18 protein-coding genes and 1 tRNA gene are annotated in these 19,444 nt (G+C 66.5%); 8 read left to right on the top strand and 11 right to left on the bottom strand.

The genetic code is table 11. The features are described 5' to 3' along the window. The first annotated feature begins 5 nt into the window (after positions 1-5). Positions 6-263, top strand: coding sequence for a molybdopterin converting factor subunit 1 (gene moaD, locus AC3A6M_RS17730; protein WP_487854039.1), 258 nt, complete (start codon positions 6-8; stop codon positions 261-263). A gap of 127 nt (positions 264-390) precedes the next feature. On the opposite strand, the gene dctP is transcribed toward moaD, so the two are convergent. The 5 genes from dctP to AC3A6M_RS17705 form a co-directional block, all read right to left on the bottom strand. Next, on the bottom strand, positions 391-1,413 hold the full coding sequence (gene dctP / locus AC3A6M_RS17725; RefSeq protein ID WP_487854038.1) for a TRAP transporter substrate-binding protein DctP: 1,023 nt from the start codon (positions 1,411-1,413) through the stop codon (positions 391-393). A gap of 348 nt (positions 1,414-1,761) precedes the next feature. Continuing rightward, a complete protein-coding gene (locus AC3A6M_RS17720; protein ID WP_487854037.1) occupies positions 1,762-3,144 on the bottom strand; it encodes a M28 family peptidase in 1,383 nt (460 codons plus the stop codon). A 104-nt stretch (positions 3,145-3,248) separates the two neighbouring features. Next, positions 3,249-4,226, bottom strand: a complete 978-nt coding sequence (locus AC3A6M_RS17715; protein ID WP_487854036.1) for an alpha/beta fold hydrolase — start codon at positions 4,224-4,226, stop codon at positions 3,249-3,251. Beyond that, the gene (locus AC3A6M_RS17710) at positions 4,223-4,426 is read right to left on the bottom strand and encodes a helix-turn-helix transcriptional regulator (protein ID WP_487854035.1); all 204 of its coding nucleotides are present in this window, start codon (positions 4,424-4,426) and stop codon (positions 4,223-4,225) included. Before AC3A6M_RS17710 ends, AC3A6M_RS17715 begins: the two co-directional genes overlap by 4 nt. After that, positions 4,423-4,809: a hypothetical protein gene (locus AC3A6M_RS17705; protein ID WP_487854034.1), complete on the bottom strand. Its 387-nt coding sequence runs from the start codon at positions 4,807-4,809 to the stop codon at positions 4,423-4,425. The genes AC3A6M_RS17710 and AC3A6M_RS17705 overlap by 4 nt, the downstream gene beginning before the upstream one ends. Positions 4,810-4,941: 132 nt before the next feature. Between AC3A6M_RS17705 and AC3A6M_RS17700 the strand changes: the two genes are divergently transcribed. Continuing rightward, entirely contained in the window at positions 4,942-6,201 is a 1,260-nt protein-coding gene (locus AC3A6M_RS17700; protein ID WP_487854033.1) for a TIGR03862 family flavoprotein, read from the top strand. 9 nt (positions 6,202-6,210) lie between these two features. Here the strand turns inward: AC3A6M_RS17700 and AC3A6M_RS17695 are convergent, their stop codons facing one another. The 6 genes from AC3A6M_RS17695 to hpnC all read right to left on the bottom strand — a co-directional run bounded on the left by AC3A6M_RS17695 (position 6,211) and on the right by hpnC (position 11,180). Then, entirely contained in the window at positions 6,211-7,020 is an 810-nt protein-coding gene (locus AC3A6M_RS17695; RefSeq protein WP_487854032.1) for a head GIN domain-containing protein, read from the bottom strand. Between the two features lie 7 nt (positions 7,021-7,027). Then, positions 7,028-7,858: a DUF1700 domain-containing protein gene (locus tag AC3A6M_RS17690; RefSeq protein ID WP_487854031.1), complete on the bottom strand. Its 831-nt coding sequence runs from the start codon at positions 7,856-7,858 to the stop codon at positions 7,028-7,030. Between the two features lie 13 nt (positions 7,859-7,871). Then, positions 7,872-8,009: a hypothetical protein gene (locus AC3A6M_RS17685; RefSeq protein ID WP_487854030.1), complete on the bottom strand. Its 138-nt coding sequence runs from the start codon at positions 8,007-8,009 to the stop codon at positions 7,872-7,874. A 125-nt stretch (positions 8,010-8,134) separates the two neighbouring features. Further along, complete coding sequence (gene hpnE, locus AC3A6M_RS17680) at positions 8,135-9,496, bottom strand: hydroxysqualene dehydroxylase HpnE (protein ID WP_487854029.1); 1,362 nt, start codon at positions 9,494-9,496, stop codon at positions 8,135-8,137. After that, the gene (gene hpnD / locus AC3A6M_RS17675; RefSeq protein ID WP_487854028.1) at positions 9,483-10,316 is read right to left on the bottom strand and encodes a presqualene diphosphate synthase HpnD; all 834 of its coding nucleotides are present in this window, start codon (positions 10,314-10,316) and stop codon (positions 9,483-9,485) included. Before hpnD ends, hpnE begins: the two co-directional genes overlap by 14 nt. Before the next feature lie 36 nt (positions 10,317-10,352). Continuing rightward, positions 10,353-11,180 (bottom strand): squalene synthase HpnC, encoded by an 828-nt coding sequence (gene hpnC, locus AC3A6M_RS17670; protein ID WP_487854027.1) that lies wholly within the window; start codon positions 11,178-11,180, stop codon positions 10,353-10,355. Positions 11,181-11,294: 114 nt separating this feature from the next. On the opposite strand from hpnC, the gene AC3A6M_RS17665 reads away from it, so the two are divergent. From AC3A6M_RS17665 to clpX, 6 genes are all read left to right on the top strand, one after another. Further along, complete coding sequence (locus AC3A6M_RS17665; protein WP_487854026.1) at positions 11,295-12,446, top strand: efflux RND transporter periplasmic adaptor subunit; 1,152 nt, start codon at positions 11,295-11,297, stop codon at positions 12,444-12,446. Beyond that, on the top strand, positions 12,443-15,529 hold the full coding sequence (locus AC3A6M_RS17660) for an efflux RND transporter permease subunit (RefSeq protein WP_487854025.1): 3,087 nt from the start codon (positions 12,443-12,445) through the stop codon (positions 15,527-15,529). Before AC3A6M_RS17665 ends, AC3A6M_RS17660 begins: the two co-directional genes overlap by 4 nt. Before the next feature lie 155 nt (positions 15,530-15,684). After that, a tRNA-Leu gene (locus AC3A6M_RS17655) sits at positions 15,685-15,771 on the top strand. Between the two features lie 31 nt (positions 15,772-15,802). Beyond that, positions 15,803-17,143, top strand: a complete 1,341-nt coding sequence (gene tig / locus AC3A6M_RS17650; protein WP_487854024.1) for a trigger factor — start codon at positions 15,803-15,805, stop codon at positions 17,141-17,143. A 96-nt stretch (positions 17,144-17,239) separates the two neighbouring features. Further along, positions 17,240-17,857: an ATP-dependent Clp endopeptidase proteolytic subunit ClpP gene (gene clpP / locus AC3A6M_RS17645; RefSeq protein WP_197416444.1), complete on the top strand. Its 618-nt coding sequence runs from the start codon at positions 17,240-17,242 to the stop codon at positions 17,855-17,857. Between the two features lie 161 nt (positions 17,858-18,018). Beyond that, positions 18,019-19,287, top strand: coding sequence for an ATP-dependent Clp protease ATP-binding subunit ClpX (clpX, locus tag AC3A6M_RS17640; protein WP_487854023.1), 1,269 nt, complete (start codon positions 18,019-18,021; stop codon positions 19,285-19,287). Positions 19,288-19,444 lie beyond the last annotated feature (157 nt).

Here is a 19,444-nt window from a genome sequence, read left to right as displayed (position 1 = left end):
TTTACATGAAGATCAATCTGCGATTTTTTGCCAGCGTCCGCGAGGCGGTCGGCACCTCCGGTGAAGCGGTCATGCTGCCCGAGGGCGTGGCGACGGTCGGCGCGGTGCGCGAATTCCTGATCGCCCGCGGCGGCGCCTGGGCCGAGTCCCTGGGACGCGAGCGTGCGCTGCGCATGGCTTTCGACCATGTGATGTGCGAGCCGGAGACGCCGCTGCGCGAGGGTGGGGAGGTGGCTTTCTTTCCGCCGGTGACGGGCGGTTGAACGTCGCCCCCGCGCAGGCGGGGACCCAAGTTCCTTGCTCAGCCTCTAACGTCAAGCATCGCCACAACTCATCCAGACTTGGGTTCCCGCCTTCACGGGAACGACGGTGCAAATGCTCACGAACGGGTCAGGCGACGACCGTCTTCTCCGCCAGCGCCAGCAAGCGCGCACAATTTTCGTTACGCGACCCGTAATCCTTCCACGCCGTATTGCGCGCGATCTCCTGCCACTTGCGCAGCGAATCGCCGGTCAGGTCGATCGTGCGGCCGCCCTTGCCCTGGAACAGGGCGGCGACCTGCATGTCGTCGGTCTGGGCCGACTTGCGGGCGAAGGATTCCAGTTCGGCGCCCACCGCCATCAGGATCGCCTGCTGGTCCTTCGGCAGGCGGTCGAAGGCGGTCTTCGAGATCAGCAGCGGCTCCAGCATGAACCAGTAGGCGCCACCGCGCGCGGTCGTCACGTATTTCGACACTTCGTCCAGGCGGAACGAGATCAGCGAGGACGAGGAGGTCATGGCCGCATCCAGCGTCCCTTTTTCCATGGCGCCGCGGATCTCGTTCGAAGGCATGTCGACCACGCTGGCGCCGGCTTCCTTCAGGATCATGTCCATCTCGTGCGAGCCGCCGCGCACCTTCATTCCGGCCGCGTCTTCCGGGTCGACGATCGGCTTGCCGCGCGAGGCGACGCCGCCGGCCTGCCAGATCCAGCTCAGGATCACGATGCCCCTGTCGGCCAGCAGGCGGTTGAATTCCTGGCCGATCTCGGCGTTCTTCCAGGCGTAACCCTGTTCGTAGGAGGTCACCAGGCCGGGCAGCAGGCCGATGTTCACTTCCGGCAGTTCGGCGCCTGCATAGGTGAGCGGCACCAGCGACATGTCCAGCTGGCCCTTGGCCAGGGCCGGGATCTGCGCTTCGCTCTTCATGAGCGCGTTGCGCGGGTAGATCGAGAACTTGACCTTGCCCCTGGTGCGGCGTTCCACCTCGGTGGCGAACATGCGGCACAGGCGATCGCGGAAATCGCCCTCGGCGACGCTGCCGCCGGGGAACTGATGGGAGATCTTGAGATTCGTGGGCTGGGCCCATGCTGCTTGAAGCCAGAGCGGGCTGGTCGCGATCGCGCCCAGCAGTGTCCTACGAGTGACTGCCGACATATACATCCTCCAAGATGGTATTACGGACTACTCGACGAATCGTGGACCCCTCCTGAAGACCGCTGCAGAGGCGCACATCGTTCGTTCCAGATCTTTCAAGATCTTGTTGTACGCGTAAGAATATGCTCAGCAGCATACAAGTCAAGCAAATTGTTGTGCTTCTGCTAAACGAAAAATGCTGCACTGCATAGTGGCGAAGCACGATGCGCTGTGAGTATTACCCATGTGTCTGGGGATTCCTTGCGCTGGCGCTAGGACGCGCGCGAAGGGCCGGCAGGTGAAATGGAAACGCCGCGGCATGCTGCACCGCGGCGTTGGGCGTCGGGCGTCGGCGCGCCGGCGGCGGCGTCAGCGCATCGGCAGCGGATAGGTCGCCGGGCTGACGTTGCCGTCCTTGTCCACGGCCTGCACGCCATACAGCACGTTATCCTTCGACATGTCGATGCGCGCGGTGGTCACGTTGCCGACGAAGCGCGCACCCTGCCACAGCGGCGAGGTGGTGTCGCGCCAGACCACGCGGTAGCCGGCCAGGTCGGGCTCGGCGTTGGCCTTCCATACCAGGTCGGTGCCGTTGTCCAGGGCCGCGGTCTTGACCTTGACTTCCTGCGGCGCGGCCGGGGCCAGCGCCAGCGAGGCCAGCGAAGCCGCGTTCACGCGCGCCACCTGGGCCACGTAGTCCGGGTCGACGTATTCCGGCAGGTCGCCGATCTTCACGCCTTTCTCGGTGCGCAGGTCCTGGTGCTGGTGGTTGAAGTCCTCGTTCGGTTCGGTGAAGCGGACCGCCGCGTAGCCGGCGTCCAGGAAGGGGCTGTGGTCGCCGCCGCGCAGGTAGCGGTCGCGCCGGTAGATGATGTCGACCTTGAAGCCGGGGACATAGCGCTCGCCGGTTTCCTTGACGTGGCGCGCCAGCTGTCGCGTGATCGAATCGTTTTCGCCGCCGGTGACCAGCAGGGTGCGCAGCTCGGGCGACGGCGCTTCCTTCAGCGGCGGCACGCCTTCGGCGAACAGGCGCACGTGGCCGTTGTCCAGCCTGCCCTTTTCGTCGTGCGAGCTGCCGATGATGTCGTTGTTCAGCATGCCGGCGATGTTCAGCTTGTTCGCCCTGGCCTTCTTCGCGAAGTCGCCGGAGCCGTACAGGCCCTGTTCCTCGGCCGCCACGGTCATGAAGACCAGGGTCGCGTCGAACTTGTGGCGCGCCATCACGCAGGCCATCTCGATCACGGCCGCGGTGCCGGAGGCGTCGTCGTTGGCGCCCGGCGCGTCGGCCGTGGCGTTCATCACGTCGGTCACGCGCGAGTCGTAGTGGCCGCTGACCACGTACAGGCGGTCCTTCGAGGCCGCCTGGGTGCCCGGCAGGGTGGCCACCACGTTGACGATCTCGGTCGGGCGGTCGATGCGGTTGTCGACCGGATGCAGGTGGCCATCGAAGCGCACCTCGAGGCGGCCGGCGCCGCAGCGCTCCATCTCGGACTTGATCCAGCGCCGCGCGGCGCCGATGCCGCGCGTGTCGGAGGTGGTGTCCGACATCGTGTGGCGGGTGCCGAAGCTCACCAGTTTGTTGACGTAGGCCTGGATGCGCTGCGGCGAGATTTCCTTGACGATGGCGTCGATCTCGGCCTGGCGTGCGGGCAGGGGACGGTCGGCCGCGCTGTCAGCGGCCGGGGCGATGGTCGGTGCGGACGCTGCCCCGGCGAACAGCAGCGCCAGGGTGAGCTTGGTAAGGCGGGGCATAACACTCCTTGAGGAAACGGGAAACGCGTGGCGGCCGTCGGCCGCGCCGTCGAGCATATATCAACCAGGGCCGATTGTCTCGTCGCCGAAAGACCGACGGCCGCTCACAAGCTCCCGAGGTACTTGCGGATCGCCTCGTTGACCTGCTCCGGCTGGTCGATCATGGCGAAGTGGCGGGCCGGCGCCACCGTCGTCACCTCCACCTTCGGCGCGCCCTGCATCAGGGCGCGGTAGTAGTCCGCCTTGGCGTCCGCGCCCAGGCCCTGCTGGGCGGCGTCGGCGTCGAAGTAGGGTGCGATCACCAGCACCGGCGCCTGGATGTTCTTCAGGCCGGGGCGCAGGTCGAGTTCCACCACGTCGGCCGCGTACTGCCCGACCGACGCTGGATCGCTGCGCCCGGTGAGCAGGGCGATGTCGTCGGCCTTGCCCATGTCGAGCACGCCGACGGTGCGCATATAGCTTTGCTGCTGGGCGGCGAACACCGTCGGATTCATGCCGGCCATGCGCGCCTTCATGCCCTGGGCGTAGCGGCCGCGCTCGGCCGGCGGCAGCGCTTCGGTGCCGGGCATGACCGGCAGGCCGTCGATCGCCACCACGCCGCCGACCTGGGCCGGCCTGTCCTCCGCCAGCGCCAGCGCCAGGGTCGCGCCGAGGCTGTGGCCGACGATCACCGGCTTGTCCAGGCGGCGCTGCCCGATCAGTCTTTCAACCGCTGCGCGGGCCGAGGCGAAGGCGTTCGCCGGCGCCGCCGGGCGGCCGTCGAAGCCGGGCAGGGTCAGCACGTACACGGCGTGATCGGGGCTGAAGGCGCGCACGGTCTCCTGCCACACCCAGCCGCCGCTGGCCAGGCCCGGGATCAGCACCAGCGGCCGGCCGCGGCTGCCCGCTTCCTTTCCAAACCGCTCGACCAGCACGCCGTCGACCTCGAAGCGCTCGGCGGGAGCGATGGTGGCGGCAAAGCGGTTCGTTGGCGGCGGACTGGCCTGCGCCGCCTGGGTCGGATCGGACGACAGCAGGGCGACGAGGACGCCAACGGCGACGGGGAAGAGTGCGAACGGTTTTTTGCAGGCGAAGCGTTTCATGCTGGCTCCTGGTCAGGGAAGAAGATGGATTCGATGGGTTGTTCGAACAGTTTGGAAATCGTGAAAGCCAATGGCAGGCTGGGGTCGTAGCGCCCGGTCTCGATGGCGATCACGGTCTGGCGCGAGACGCTCAGCAGGTCGGCCAGGTGGGCCTGGCTCCAGCCGCGCGCGCCGCGCAGGTCGCGGATCAGGTTCTTCATCGGTCGGCCACCCGGCGGTACAGGGTCACGGCGGCCATGCTGGCGCCCATCATGATCCATACCGAGAACATCGACAGCTTCTCGAAGCCGGCGGTTTCCATGAAGCCGTAGGTGAAGGTGGCGGCCAGGGTGATCGCGGCCGCGACCGCGATGTTTTCCAGCAGGCGGATGCGCTGGTATTCGTCGATCCGTGCGAGATGGCGGACGATGGTCCGGATCATCAGGCCGAATCCGACCATCGGTGTCGCCAGCACCAGGGTGCGCAGCCAGCCGTCGGCCATCGGCCGGCCAAAGCGGATTGCGGCGAACAGCAATACGGTGTACACCAGGAGCGCCGTCATCAGTTCGACGAAGTAGGCGCGTGCGACTCGCTTCTCATGCATTTGGACTTCTCCTTTTGATGTAAAGTTTGCTTGTCATGTAAAGCATGCTTGACATCGTAGGCCGCAAAAAAGCGTATGTCAAGCTCCCTTTACATATATTTCCGGACCCCACTTCGACTACAATGCCGGCCCATGAGCGCCAACCTTGAATCCAGCCCTGAACCACGCCATCGCGCGATCGTGATCGGCGGCGGCCCCGCCGGCCTGATGGCGGCCGAAGTCCTGTCCGCCGGCGGCGTGCGGGTCGACCTGTACGACGCCATGCCCTCTGTCGGCCGCAAGTTCCTGCTGGCCGGGAAAGGCGGCATGAACATCACCCATTCCGAAGAGATGGACGCTTTCGCCGGCCGCTACGGCAAGCGCCGCGCCGAGGTCGGGCACTGGCTGGATGGGTTCACGCCGCAGCAGGTGCGCGAATGGATCCATGGCCTGGGCATCGATACCTTCGTCGGCACCTCGGGCCGGGTGTTCCCGGCCGATATGAAGGCCGCGCCGCTGCTGCGCGCCTGGCTGCACCGCCTGCGCGACGCGGGGGTGCGCTTCCACATGCGGCACCGCTGGCTGGGCTGGCGCGACGGGGCGCTGCTGTTCGCGACGCCGGAAGGCGAACGGTCGGAAACAGCCGATGCCGTCGTGCTTGCCCTGGGCGGGGCGAGCTGGGCGCGCCTGGGTTCGAATGGCGCCTGGGTGCCGCTGCTGGGCGAACAAGGCGTGGAGGTGGCGCCGCTGGTGCCGATGAACTGCGGCTTCGATGCCGCCTGGAGCGAGCATTTCAGCAGCCGCCACGCCGGCGCGCCGCTCACCACCGTGGCCCTGGCCGTGGACGACGTCGACGGCAGGCGCCACTACCGCAAGGGCCAGTTCGTGGTCACCGCGAGCGGCATCGAGGGCAGCCTCGTGTATGCCTTGTCGGGCGCGATCCGCGACCGCATCCTGCGCGACGGCCGGGCCACCGTCTGGATCGACCTGCTGCCCGACCACGATGCCGAGCGCGTCGCGGAAGAAGTGATGCGCCCGCGCGGCACGCGTTCGATGTCCAGCCACCTGCAAAGCCGGCTCGGCATCAGGGGCGTGAAATCCGGCCTGCTGCATGAAGCCCTGGGCAAGGAAGACTATGCCGACCCGGCCCGCCTGGCGCGCGCGATCAAGGCGCTGCCGGTGACGCTGCTGCGCCCGCGCCCGATCGATGAAGCGATCAGCAGCGGCGGCGGGGTGCGGTTCGAGGCGCTGGCGTCGCCCGCGGGCATGCTGCGCGCGCTGCCGGGCGTGTTCGCGGCCGGGGAGATGGTGGACTGGGAGGCGCCGACCGGCGGCTACCTGCTGACCGCCTGCTTCGGCAGCGGCCGCGCCGCCGGGCAGGGTGCGCTGGACTGGCTGCGGCGCGCCGGCTGAGGCCTTGCGTCAGTCCTGGAAGGACACGCTGCCGCTGCCGTTGCGGCTGACCTCGCGGTTGTTCGGATTGCCGTAGACGCTGACATCGCCGCTGCCCGTCATGTCCACGTTCACGTGCTTGCTGGCGTACACCGCGCTGGTGCCCGAGCCGTGGTGGATCAGGTGGACGTCCTCGGCGCGCAGGTGGCGGCCATCGAGTTCTCCGGCCCCGGCGATCTCGGCATGCAGTTCGCGGGCGCCGCCCACCAGGGTCATGTGGCCGGTCCCCTTGACGTCGGCGACGACGCGCTCGGCATTGCCGCAGGTGATGTCGGCGTCGCCGCTGCCGTGCAGGCCGGCCTCGATCTCGCGGTAGCGGCCATTGAAGCGCAGTCCGGCGGAGCCGTCGACATTCATTTCGATGCGCTCGCCCGAAAAGCCGCTGACATTGTGCTGGCCGCTGCCGCTGATGCTCAGGTGCTCCAGCGTCGGCAGGACCAGGGTGACTTCGATCGGCTGGCGGTGGCGCAGCAGGATGCCGCGCGGGCCGATGTGCAGGGTGCCGCCATCGACCGTGGTGTCGACGTTGGCCAGCAGGCGCTGCTCGCCCCGTACTTCGAGCGTGGCCGCGGTGCCCTGGCGCAGGGTCAGGTTGATCGGGCCGCTCACCTCGACTTCGGCGACGCTGGCGCCGAGCGGGCGCTTTTCGGTGGCCACCAGGCGGCTGCCCGGGCTGGCGCCGCCGCCCGTGTCCTGGGCCCGCAGGATGCTGTACGAGGCGCCGATCAGCAGCAGCGCCAGCAGCAGGAGGCCGAAGCCGACTTTCATCAGTGCGCGCATGGTTCCCTCAGTGGCCCTTGAGCAGGGAAAAATTCATCTGGATGTAGCGCTTGATGCCGACCGCCGTGTAGCGCGTGACGACCAGCGACAGCAGGAACAGCGCGATCCCGCCCAGCACCATGCCGAAGCCGACCAGGGTCTGGGTGGTGCGCGAATCGGCATCCATGTCGGTGGTGATGTGCAGGCTGTTGCCGGCCACGACTTCGGCGCCGCGGCGCAGGCGCGAGCCACGCGGGCCGCGGTCGTCGTCCGCGTCCGCGCCTTCCTCGTGCACGTGGATGCCGGTGTCGTCGATCTGCACCCGCACCTGGCGCCGGGCGTCCGGGTCGTCCGCATCGATCTGCACGTAGCGGGTCGGCAGGTCGAGCAGCAGGTCGCTGTTGCCGGCCAGGCCGCTGGCGGTGATCGCGATGCCGCTCAGGTAGAAGGCCAGCGCGCACACGTACAGCGCGAACAGCAGGGCCGAATACACCATCGCCGGCACGATCATGAACAGGTTGAAGATCGCCAGGCCGGCGCCCGAGACCAGCACCCGCAGCATCCTGGCCGGGCTGGACTTTTCCGGCATGGCGAACTGGGGTCCGCCCGCGGCGGCGGCCTGCATGGCCGGCTGGGGGTGCATTTGCTGACCGAGTTGCGCGCTGTAGCTGTTGGCGCGCAGCGTCATCGCGATCTTTTTTGGATCGTCGAGTTCCTGCGCGACGTCCTGTTCGCTGCGTCCGGTATTCACGCCGTCAACGAAACGCTGCTCGTAGTAGCCCAGGGTCTTGGCCTGCACCTCGGGCGGCAGGCCCAGCATGGCGCGTTTCAGCAGTTCGAGATATTCCAGTTTGCCCATCGCGTGCTCCGCCTTAGTTGCGCGCCACCATCAGCATGGCGTGGACGGCCTGATCGCCGGCGCCGCCGAGACCGGGTTGCACCAGCACCACCGTCGCGGCGGCGACGAGCGCGAGCAGGAGCAGGGTACGCAGGGCCAGTGGGCTGTTCATGTGCATTTCCGATAACACTTGTTTCGATGCTGCTACTGTACCCATGCCTGCCGTGCCCCGCCACGCGCTTGCGACGGGCTGCAGTTTTCGCGGGGCAGGCTGCGCCTGGGGCCGATGGCCGAGCCTCACGCCTTGCCCGCCAGTAGCAGCCGGGCGGCTGCGCGGCCGCTGCGCACCGCCGTTTCCAGGGTTGCCGGGTAGTCGCCCGCGGTATAGTCGCCGGCCAGCGCCAGCCCGGCCAGGCCGGTGGCGTTGGCCGGGCGCGCCAATCCGGGCGTGCAGGCGAAGGTGGCGCGCTTTTCCGTCAAGACGCGGCTCCAGCGCGGCTGCGCCAGCGCCGGCTGGCCGAATGCCGCCGCCAGCTGGGCGGCGACGCCCTCCGCCAGCGCATCCTGGCCGGCGTCGGCCGCCTGGCGCGCGGCGCTGACGACCACCGCCAGCAGGCCGTCCTGGCCAAGGTCCAGTTGCCCGCGGTCGAACACGAACTGGCCCCAGGCCCCGGTAGCCGGGTCGTCGAGCAGGGCGTAGAACGGGAGCGGCAGGCGCAGGCCGGCGTCGTATCGCAGGTAGACCGTCGAAATCGGCTCGTAGTCGAAGGCGTCCAGCTGGGCGGCCAGCGCTTCCATCCCGGGCAACGGGCGCAGCAAGGCCGCGCTCTGCCAGGCCGGGGTGGCCAGCACGACGGCGTCGAAGGCGGTGGCGTCGTCGCCCACGCCCACCCGCCAGCGCGCGCCGTGCGATGCGAGAAAGTCGACGCGGGAACCGCACAGCACCCGCCCGCCGCGTTCCTCGAGGTAGCGCAGGGCGGCCTGCGGGAACAGGGCGTCGAGGTAGACGCGCGGCAGCAGCATGTCGGAAGCCTTGCGTTTCGCGCCCAGGCTGTCGCGCAGCACGGCCAGGAAGACCCGGGCGGACGCGCGTTCGACCGGCGTGTTCAGGGCCGCCAGGCACAGCGGGCGCCACATCAGGCGGACCAGGCGCGGGGTCTGGTCGAAACGTTCCAGCAGCTCGGCCACGCTGCAGTCGCTGTCCAGCCCCCACTGCATCCAGCGCGCGCTGGTATGGAAGCGCGCCAGCGCCAGCTTGTCCTCGCGCCCGAGCCCGCGCGCGCGCAGGAGCCCGGCCAGCATGTGCCACGGGGCCGGCAGGCGCGGGGCGACGAAATCCATCGCTGGCGTGCCGTCGGGCGCGCCGGCGGGCGGATAGCGCATCTGCAGCGGCAGGCGCAGCATCGCCTCGCGCTCGTCCGCGCCGACGCGGCGCAGCAGCGCCAGCGTGTCCTGGTAGGCGCCCAGCAGGATGTGCTGGCCGTTGTCGAGCAGGGCTTCCCTGGCCTGCACCGCGCGGGCGCGGCCGCCGAGCGTGCGTGCGGCTTCGAACAGCGTGACCCGCGCGCCCGCCGAGGCCAGTTCGACCGCGGCGGCGCAGCCGGCCCAGCCGCCGCCGACCACGGCGACCGAAGGCGCCGGCCGCTTATCCGCGGACATAGGTTTTCCACGCCAGCCACAGCTTGCGCAGCGGCGTGAGGGAAATGCGCTGGTTCAGGACCTTGAAGTCGTCGCGCTCGATTTCGTCGAGCACGGTGCGGTAGATCGCCGCCATCATCAGGCCGGGACGCTGGGCGCGCCGGTCTTCCTTCGGCAGCAGGGCGAAGGCTTCGTCGTAGACGGCGCGCGCGCGGTCGGCCTGGAACTTCATCAGCGCCTCGAACTTCTCGCTGTGGCGGAAATTCAGGATGTCGGCCGCGGTCACGTTGAACTGCTGGAGTTCATTGACCGGCAGGTAGATCCGGCCCTTGCGCGCATCGTCGCCGACGTCGCGGATGATGTTCGTCAGCTGGAACGCCAGGCCCAGCTTTTCGGCATACTGGAGGGTCTGCGGATTCGTCACGCCGAAGATACTGGCCGACAGGATGCCGACCACGCCGGCCACGTGCCAGCAGTACTTGCGCAGGCCCGCGTAGTCGAGGTAGCGCGACTGGTCGAGGTCCATCTCCATGCCGTCGATGATGGCCTGCAGATGCGGTTCGCGCAGGTCGTAGGCGGCCAGGTGCGGCTGCAGGGCCTGGGTTACGGGGTGCGTGGGCGAGCCCTTGTACATATTCGCGACCTCGGTGCGCCACCAGGCCAGCTTGATGCGCGCGACCGACTGGTCGCTGGTTTCGTCGACGGTGTCGTCGACCTCCCGGCAGAACGCGTACAGCGCCGTGATCGCCCTGCGCCGTTCGGGCGGCAGGAACAGGAAGCTGTAATAGAAGCTGGAGCCGCTTTGGACGGTCTTTTGTTGGCAGTATTCGTCGGGAGACATAATTGGATGGTTGGTGCGTGATGCAAGTCCGCTATCTTAGCCGATCATCCGGAGTGAACGCCACAGCAGTACCGGCCAGTCCAGGCGCCCGAGCCTGGGGCGGCGCCGGAACACGTCGTAATCGGCGCGCTCGATCGCTTCCAGGATCCGCAGCCCGCCCTGCACGACCAGGCGCAGTTCCCAGCCGATCCGTCCCGGCAGGCGCGTGGCCAGCGGCGCGCCTTCCAGCATCAGGGCGCGCGCCCGCTCGACCTCGAAGCGCATCAGGGCGCGCCAGGCCGGCCCGGTGCGGCCCTGGACGATGTCGTCCTCGCTCACCCGGAAGCGGGCCAGGTCTTCCTGCGGCAGGTAGATGCGGCCCTTGCCGATGTCGATGCCGACGTCCTGCCAGAAGTTGATCAGCTGGAGGGCCGTGCAGATGGCGTCCGACTGGCGCAGATTGCTGTCGTCGGCCTTGCCGTACAGGCCCAGCATCAGGCGGCCGACCGGGTTGGCGGAACGCCGGCAGTAGTCGAGCAGGGCGGCGTAGTCGCCATAGCGGGCGGTGACCACGTCCTGGCGGAAGGCGCTCAGCAGGTCGCGCAGCGGCTGCACGGGCAGGGCATGGCGCCGCAGCGCCCCGGCCAGGCGGGCGAACATCGGATCGGCCGCGCTGTCGCCGAAGCGCTCGCCGCGTTCGATGGCGTTCAGCGCGGCGTCATAGGCCTCCAGCGCCGCGAAGCGTTCGGTGGGCGTGGCATCGCCCTCGTCGGCGATATCATCGGCGCTGCGCGCGAAGGCATAGATCGCCTCGACCGCCGGCACCAGGCGGCGCGGCAGCAGGATCGAGGCGACAGGGAAGTTTTCGTAGTGATCGACGGACATTGAGAACTGACTCTAACGTCATTTACTGGCAGTGTTTGCATGATTATAATTGCTAAGCTTTCTATAAAGAATATTGCCGCCGTTGCCGCGGCCCCGCCCCGAGAGGAAATCACCGTGCCATCTCCCCGTATTCCGCTCCCGCGCACCGCCGCCGCCGTCCTGGCCCTGGCCCTGCTGTCCGCCTGCTCGAACGATGCGCCGCCGCCCGAGGACGTGCGCCCGGTGCGGGCGCTGACCCTGGCCGCCGGCGGCGTCAACGCCAGCGCGGAGTTTTCCGGCGACGTGCGCCCGCGCTACGAGTCGCGCCTGGGCTTTCGCGTGGGCGGCAAGATCAGCGCGCGCAAGGTCGATGTCGGCTCCCGCGTCCAGCGCGGCACCGTCCTGATGCAGCTCGACCCGCAAGACCTGCGGCTCGGCCAGGCCCAGGCCCAGGCCAGCCTGCGGGCGGCCCAGACCAATGCCGACCTGGCGCGCGCGGAACTGAAGCGCTACCAGGACCTGCGCAGCCAGAATTTCGTCAGCCAGGCGGTGCTCGACCAGAAGGTCGCGGCGGCGCGTTCCAGCCAGGCCAGCGTCGAAGCCGCGCGCGCCCAGCTGCGCGAGCAGGCCAACCAGACCGGCTATGCCAGCCTGGTGTCCGATACCGACGGCGTGGTCACCGGCATCGATGCGGAGGTCGGCCAGGTGGTGCAGGCCGGCACGCCGGTGGTGCGGGTCGCGCGCACGGACGAGAAGGAAGTCGTGATCGGCGTGCCGGAAGACCAGGTCGACGAGATCCGCCAGGGCGGCGAGGTGAAGGTGCGCCTGTGGGCCGACCCGGACCGCAGCATCCCGGGCACGATCCGCGAAGTCTCGCCGGTGGCCGATCCCGCCACCCGCACCTATACCGTGAAGGTGTCGATCCGGGCCGGCGAAGAGGTGCGGCTGGGGATGACGGCCGTGGTCGAACTGCTGCGCCAGGCCGGCGGCGCGGCCCCTTCCCAGCTGCGCGCGCCGCTCTCGAGCCTGGTGCAGAACAAGGGGGCGAGCAGCGTGTGGGTCGTCGACACCGTGAATGGGGTCCAGCAGGTGCGCCTGCAGCCGGTGCAGGTGGGCGGCGTGGCCGGCAACGATGTCCTGCTGAGCGGCGGCGTGAAGCCCGGCCAGACCATCGTCACGGCCGGCGTCAACCTGCTCAAGAACGGGCAGAAGGTCAGGATCCTGACCGCCGACGTGGCGCGCCGCGCCGACGCAGAGGTCGAAGCCTCTGGTGGAGCTGCCAAATGAGAGGCTTCAACCTGTCGCGCTGGGCGCTGGAGAACATCCCGCTCACCCGCTACCTGATCGCCGTGCTGCTCCTGTTGGGTATCTTCAGCTACCAGCAGCTGGGCCAGGACGAGGATCCGCCCTTCACCTTCCGCGCGATGGTGATCAGCGCCCGCTGGCCCGGCGCCACCGCCGTGCAGATGGCCCAGCAGGTGACCGATCCGCTGGAGCGCAAGCTGCAGGAGACGCCCTACGTCGACAGGATCCGCAGCTTTTCCAAGCCGGGCGAGACCACCATCATCCTGGAATTGCGGGAATCGACGCCGCCGAAGGAGGTGCCGCCGACCTGGTACCAGGTGCGCAAGAAGATCGGCGACATCGCCGGGACCCTGCCGCAAGGCGTGACCGGCCCCTTCTTCAACGACGAATTCGGCGATACCTACGGCTCGATCTTCGCGCTGTCCGGCGACGGCTTCACCTATGCCGAGATGCGCGACTACGCCGACTTCGTGCGGCAGCAGCTGCTGGGCGTGCCGCTGGTGGCCAAGGTCGAGCAGTTCGGGGTGCAGCAGGAAAAGATCAACATCCTGTTCTCGCAACAGAAATTCGCCCAGCTGGGCGTGCCCTTCGACGCCATCGTCAACCAGATCGCGACCCAGAACGGGGTCGAGTCGGCCGGCGTGCTGGTCACGCCCGGCGAGAACCTGCAGGTGCGGGTGACGGGCGCCCTGAAGACGGTGCGCCAGCTCGAGGATCTCAGCCTGCGCGCCGGCAGCACCACCTTCCGCCTCGGCGATTTCGCCACCGTGCGCCGCGCCTACGAGGATCCGCCGCACGACAAGATGCGCTTCAACGGCAAGGAAGTGATCGGCCTGGGCGTGTCGATGGAAAAGGGCGGCAACATCATCCAGCTCGGCAAGGGGCTGGAGCAGACCGTGGCGCGCATCCGTTCCCAGCTCCCGGTCGGGATCGAGCTGGAACGCGTGTCGAACCAGCCGGCCGCGGTGACGGCCTCGGTGAGCGAATTCATCCACACCCTGATCGAGGCGGTGGTGATCGTGCTGGTCGTGTCCTTCCTGGCGCTGGGCCTGCACAGCAAGCCACGCTGGCGCATCGACGTGCGTCCCGGCCTGGTGGTGGCGCTGACGATCCCGCTGGTGCTGGCGATTACCTTCCTGTGCATGCATATCCTGGATATCTCGCTGCACAAAGTATCGCTGGGCGCGCTGATCATCGCCCTGGGCCTGCTGGTCGACGACGCCATCATCGCGGTGGAGATGATGGTGCGGAAGATGGAGGAGGGCATGTCGCGCTTCGAGGCGGCGACCTTCGCCTACACCTCCACCGCCTTCCCGATGCTGACCGGCACCCTGATCACCGCGGCGGGCTTCCTGCCGATCGGCCTGGCCAAGTCCGCGGCCGGCGAATACACCTTCTCGATGTTCTCGGTGAACGCGGTCGCGCTGGTGGTTTCCTGGGTGGTGGCGGTGACCTTCACGCCCTACATCGGCTTCATCCTGCTGCGCGTGCAGCCCCATCCTGCCGGCGAACATGGCGGCCACGACGTGTTCGACACGCCGGGCTACCGCCGCTTCCGCCGTATCGTGACCTGGTGCGTCACCTTCCGCAAGACCACGATCGCGCTGTCGCTGGCGGTGTTCGCGCTGGGCGTGTTCGGCTTCAAGTTCATCGAGAAGCAGTTCTTCCCGGATTCCAGCCGCCCCGAGCTGATGGTCGAGATGTGGCTGCCGGAAGGGACCAGCTTCGCCGCCAACGAGGCGCTGGTGAAGAAGTTCGAGACCTGGGTCAGGCGCCAGCCGGAGCTGGACAGCGTGACCAGCTATGTCGGCACCGGCAGCCCGCGCTTCTACCTGCCGCTGGACCAGATCTTCCCGCAGTCGAACGTGTCGCAGCTGGTGGTGCTGCCGAAGGATGCGCATGTGCGCGAAGCGCTGATGCACAAGATCGAGACGGTGCTGAAGACCGACTTCCCGGAAGTGCGCGGCCGCGTGAAGCTGCTGCCGAACGGACCGCCGGTGCCGTATCCGGTGCAGTTCCAGGTGGCCGGCCCGGACATCGCCGTGGTGCGCGGCGTGGCCGACCAGGTCAAGGAGATCCTGCGCGCGAATCCGAACGCGGTCGGCGTGAACGACAACTGGAACGAGTCGGTGAAGGTGCTGCGGCTCGATCTCGACCAGGACAAGCTGCGCGCGCTGGGCGTGACCAGCCAGGCGGTGCGGCGCACCGTCGCCACCGTGCTGTCCGGCACGACCATCGGCCAGTTCCGCGAAAGTAACCGCCTGATCGACATCGTCGTGCGCCAGCCGGTCGAGGAGCGTTCGACCATGTCGGTGCTGGCGAACACGAATATCGCCACGCCGTCCGGCAGGCCGGTGCCGCTGTCGCAGCTGGCGCGCATCGAGTTCGTGTGGGAGCCGGGCGTGGTCTGGCGCGAAGGCCGCGCATGGGCGATCATGGTCCAGTCGGACGTGGTGCCCGGGATCCAGGGCGCGACGGTGTCGGGGCAGGTGGGCGAGAAGCTGGCCAGCCTGCGCGCGAAGCTGCCGGCCGGCTACCGGATCACCCTGCGCGGGGCCGCGGCCGACAGTTCGGAGGCGGAAGCGTCGATCTCGGCCAACGTGCCGCTGGTGCTGTTCATCGTCTTTACGCTGTTGATGCTGCAGCTGCATAGCTTTTCCCGCTCCGTGCTGGTGTTCCTCACAGGGCCGTTGGGCGTGGCCGGCGCGGCGATGGCGCTGCTGCTGCTGGGCCGCCCGTTCGGCTTCGTCGCCAACCTGGGCGTGATCGCGCTGTTCGGCATGATCATCCGGAATTCCGTGATCCTGGTCGACCAGATCGAGAAGGACATCGCGGAAGGCCGCGCAGCCTGGGATGCGATCGTGGAGAGCGCGGTGCGGCGTTGCCGGCCGATCCTGCTGACGGCGGCCGCGGCGGCGCTGGCCATGATTCCGCTGTCGCGCTCGGTGTTCTGGGGGCCGATGGCGGTGGCGATCATGGGCGGATTGCTGGTGGCGACCGCATTGACGCTGCTGTTCCTGCCGGCGCTGTATGCCGCCTGGTTCAGGGTGAAGCGCCCGGAATGAAACTCATGCGTTCCGCACTTTTCAAAATTCCCCAATGGTGTCAGAAAATCCAGTAAAATAACTGGTTGAAGTTGTAGCCCCTAAACAACGGAGTGCAGGGCGACCGGATCTACCAACGGGCGCCCTTTGTTTTTGTGGCAAGAATGCAATCCTGCGCGAGGATGGCGAAATTGGTAGACGCACCAGGTTTAGGTCCTGACGCCAGCAATGGTGTGGGGGTTCGAGTCCCCCTCCTCGCACCACGAATAATTATTTTTTTGGACGATTTTTACAATGGCAACTGCAGTCGAAAACCTGGGTAAACTCGAGCGTCGCTTGACTCTCTCTTTTCCGCTGAGCGACGTACGTACGGAAGTTGAAAAGCGCCTCAAGAAGCAGGCCAAGACCGCTCGCGCACCGGGCTTCCGTCCGGGCAAGGTTCCCCTGAAAATGGTTGCGGCTCAGTACGGTTATCAGATCGAAACCGACGTGCTGAACGACAAGGTTGGCCAGGCATTCAGCCAGGCTGCCGAAGAGAACCAGCTGCGCGTTGCCGGCATGCCGAAAATCGAGCCGAAGCAGGAAGCGCCGGAAGGCATGCTGGCGTTCGACGCCACCTTCGAAGTCTATCCGGAAGTGAGCCTGCCGGACCTGTCGGGCGTGGAAGTCGAGACCGTCAAGGCCGACGTCTCGGACGCCGAGATCGACAAGACCATCGACATCCTGCGCAAGCAGCGCGTGCACTACCACACCAAGGGCGAAGCCGGTGAGCACGGCACTGGTGGCGAGGGAGTCGCAGCCAACGGCGACCGCGTGACCGTGGACTTCGTCGGCACCATCGACGGCGTCGAGTTCGCCGGCGGCAAGGCCGAGAACTATGCATTCGTGCTGGGCGAAGGCCGCATGCTGCCGGAATTCGAAGCCGCGACCGTCGGCCTGAAAGTGGGCGAGAGCAAGACCTTCCCGCTGGCCTTCCCGGAGGATTACCACGGCAAGGACGTGGCCGGCAAAACCGCCGAGTTCACCATCACCCTGAAGAACCTGGAGTGGGCGCACCTGCCGGAAGTCGACGCCGAGTTCGCCAAGTCGCTGGGCATCGAAGACGGCAGCGTCGAGAAGATGCGCGACGACATCAAGGTCAACCTGGAGCGTGAAGTCAACGCCCGCATCAAGGCCCGCAACAAGGAAGCCGTGATGGACGCCCTGGTCAAGGCCACCGAGATGGACGTGCCGAAGGTCATGATCGAGCAGGATTCGCAGCGCCTGGCCGAGCAGACCCGCCAGGACATGGCCCAGCGCGGCATGGACGTGAAGAGCCTGCCGTTCCCGGCCGACCTGTTCGCCACCAAGGCCGAGCGCCGCGTGCGCCTGGGCCTGATCCTGTCGCAACTGGTCCAGGACAACAACCTGCAGGCCACCCAGGAGCAGGTGAAAGCACAGATCGAAGACTTCGCGCAAAGCTACGAAGATCCGAAAGAAGTCCTGAAGTACTACTATAGCGATCGTCGTCGCCTGGGCGAGATCGAAGCTCTTGTATTGGAAGAAAACGTCGTTAACTATGTGCTTGGCAAGGCAAAGGTGACGACCAAGGACATCGCCTTTGACGAACTGATGGGCAGCGCGCCGCAAGCCTGAGCTTCGGTGTAAGCTTGAGGTGACGAGCCTTGCCAACCGGCGCCTTCGTGCGCCGGTTGGCGTCTCTGAACATCTTCTTTAAGGAAAGTGACAGGTATGAATCGTAATCCTGCGTTGGATACCCAAGCCCTCGGCCTGGTGCCGATGGTGATCGAGCAGAGCGGCCGCGGCGAGCGTGCCTACGACATCTACTCGCGCCTGCTGAAAGAGCGCGTGATTTTCCTGGTCGGTCCTGTCAACGACCAGATGGCCAATCTCATCGTGGCCCAGCTGCTGTTCCTGGAAAGCGAAAATCCGGACAAGGACATTTCGCTCTACATCAACTCGCCGGGTGGTTCGGTGTCGGCTGGCCTGGCCATCTTCGACACGATGAACTTCATCAAGCCGGACGTGTCGACCCTGTGCACGGGCCTGGCCGCCTCGATGGGCGCCTTCCTGCTGGCGGCCGGCGCCAAGGGCAAGCGCTTCTCGCTGCCGAACTCGCGCGTCATGATCCACCAGCCGTCCGGCGGTTCGCAGGGCATGGCGTCGGATATCGAAATCCAGGCCAAGGAAATCCTCTACCTGCGCGAACGCCTGGCCCGCATCATGGCCGACAACACCGGCCAGACGATCGAACAGATCCACAAGGACACCGACCGCGACCGTTTCATGTCGAGCGAGGAAGCCGTGGAATATGGTCTGATCGACAGGGTCCTGACCAACCGCGCATAAGCATTCCCGCATACGCACCATACGCGGTGTTGCTGAAAGACGCCCGAGCGCAACAGCGGATCGGGCGTTCTTTTTTTATTTCGGGTAGCATGGAGACGTGCGCACTTGTTGCGCCCCCGTATTAGCGTTATATTCGTAGCAATTCAACAGAAACCTGCCCCATGTCTGACAAAAAATCCTCTAGCGGTGAAAAACTTCTGTACTGCTCCTTCTGCGGCAAGAGCCAGCACGAGGTGAAGAAGCTCATCGCAGGACCATCGGTCTTCATCTGCGACGAGTGCATCGACCTGTGCAACGACATCATCCGTGACGAGACCTCGAACGTCGAATCGGTGGCGGGCGCCAAGTCCGACCTGCCGACGCCGCACGAGATCGCCGAACTGCTGGATCAGTACGTGATCGGCCAGCAGACGGCCAAGCGCATCCTGTCGGTGGCGGTCTACAACCACTACAAGCGCCTCAAGCACCTGGGCAAGAAGGACGACATCGAGCTGTCCAAGAGCAATATCCTGCTCGTGGGCCCGACCGGTTCCGGCAAGACCCTGCTGGCCCAGACCCTGGCGCGCACCCTGAATGTCCCCTTCGTGATCGCCGACGCGACCACCCTGACCGAAGCCGGCTACGTGGGCGAGGACGTCGAGAACATCATCCAGAAGCTGCTGCAGAGCTGCAACTACGAAGTCGAGAAGGCCCAGCGCGGCATCGTCTACATCGACGAGATCGACAAGATTTCGCGCAAGTCGGACAATCCGTCGATCACCCGCGACGTCTCGGGCGAAGGCGTGCAGCAGGCCCTGCTGAAGCTGATCGAAGGCACCATGGCTTCCGTGCCCCCACAGGGCGGGCGCAAGCATCCGAACCAGGACTTCGTCCAGATCGACACGACCAACATCCTGTTCATCTGCGGCGGCGCGTTCGACGGCCTCGACAAGGTCATCCAGAACCGCTCGGAAAAGTCGGGCATCGGCTTCGGCGCCAACGTCAAGAGCCAGACCTCGCGTTCGGTCAGCGACGTGCTGATGGAAGCGGAACCGGAAGACCTGGTCAAGTTCGGCCTGATCCCGGAACTGGTCGGCCGCCTGCCGGTCGTCGCCACCCTGAGCGAGCTGACCGAGGAAGCCTTGATCCAGATCCTGGTCGAGCCGAAGAACGCACTGATCAAGCAGTACTCGAAACTGCTGGACATGGAAGGCGCCGAACTCGAAATCCGCCCGGCGGCCCTGCACGCGATTGCCAAGAAGGCACTGGCGCGCAAGACCGGCGCACGCGGCCTGCGTTCGATCCTGGAACACGCCTTGCTGGACGTGATGTATGAACTGCCAAGCCAGCAGAATGTTGTCAAGGTCGTGATCGATGAAAATACGATCACGAACGGTGCGAAACCTTTACTGATTTACAGCGAATCCCCGAAAGCGGCCGGAGAAAATTAAAATTTCCGCGCGCACACACAACAAAAGGTCTTGAAACGCTGATTCTTGGCGGTAAAATCAATCTCAACAAAAGACCCGGGCTTCAAACGGAAAGCCACTCGTGATTACGGTCGCGCAGTGGCTTTTTTATTTCGGAAGCTACTTTTGTCGGAACGGC

Source organism: Telluria sp. Soil_C_11, from assembly GCF_057657395.1.
Note: the sequence above shows the minus strand (reverse complement) of the source record. Positions and strands in the feature narration are given on the sequence as shown.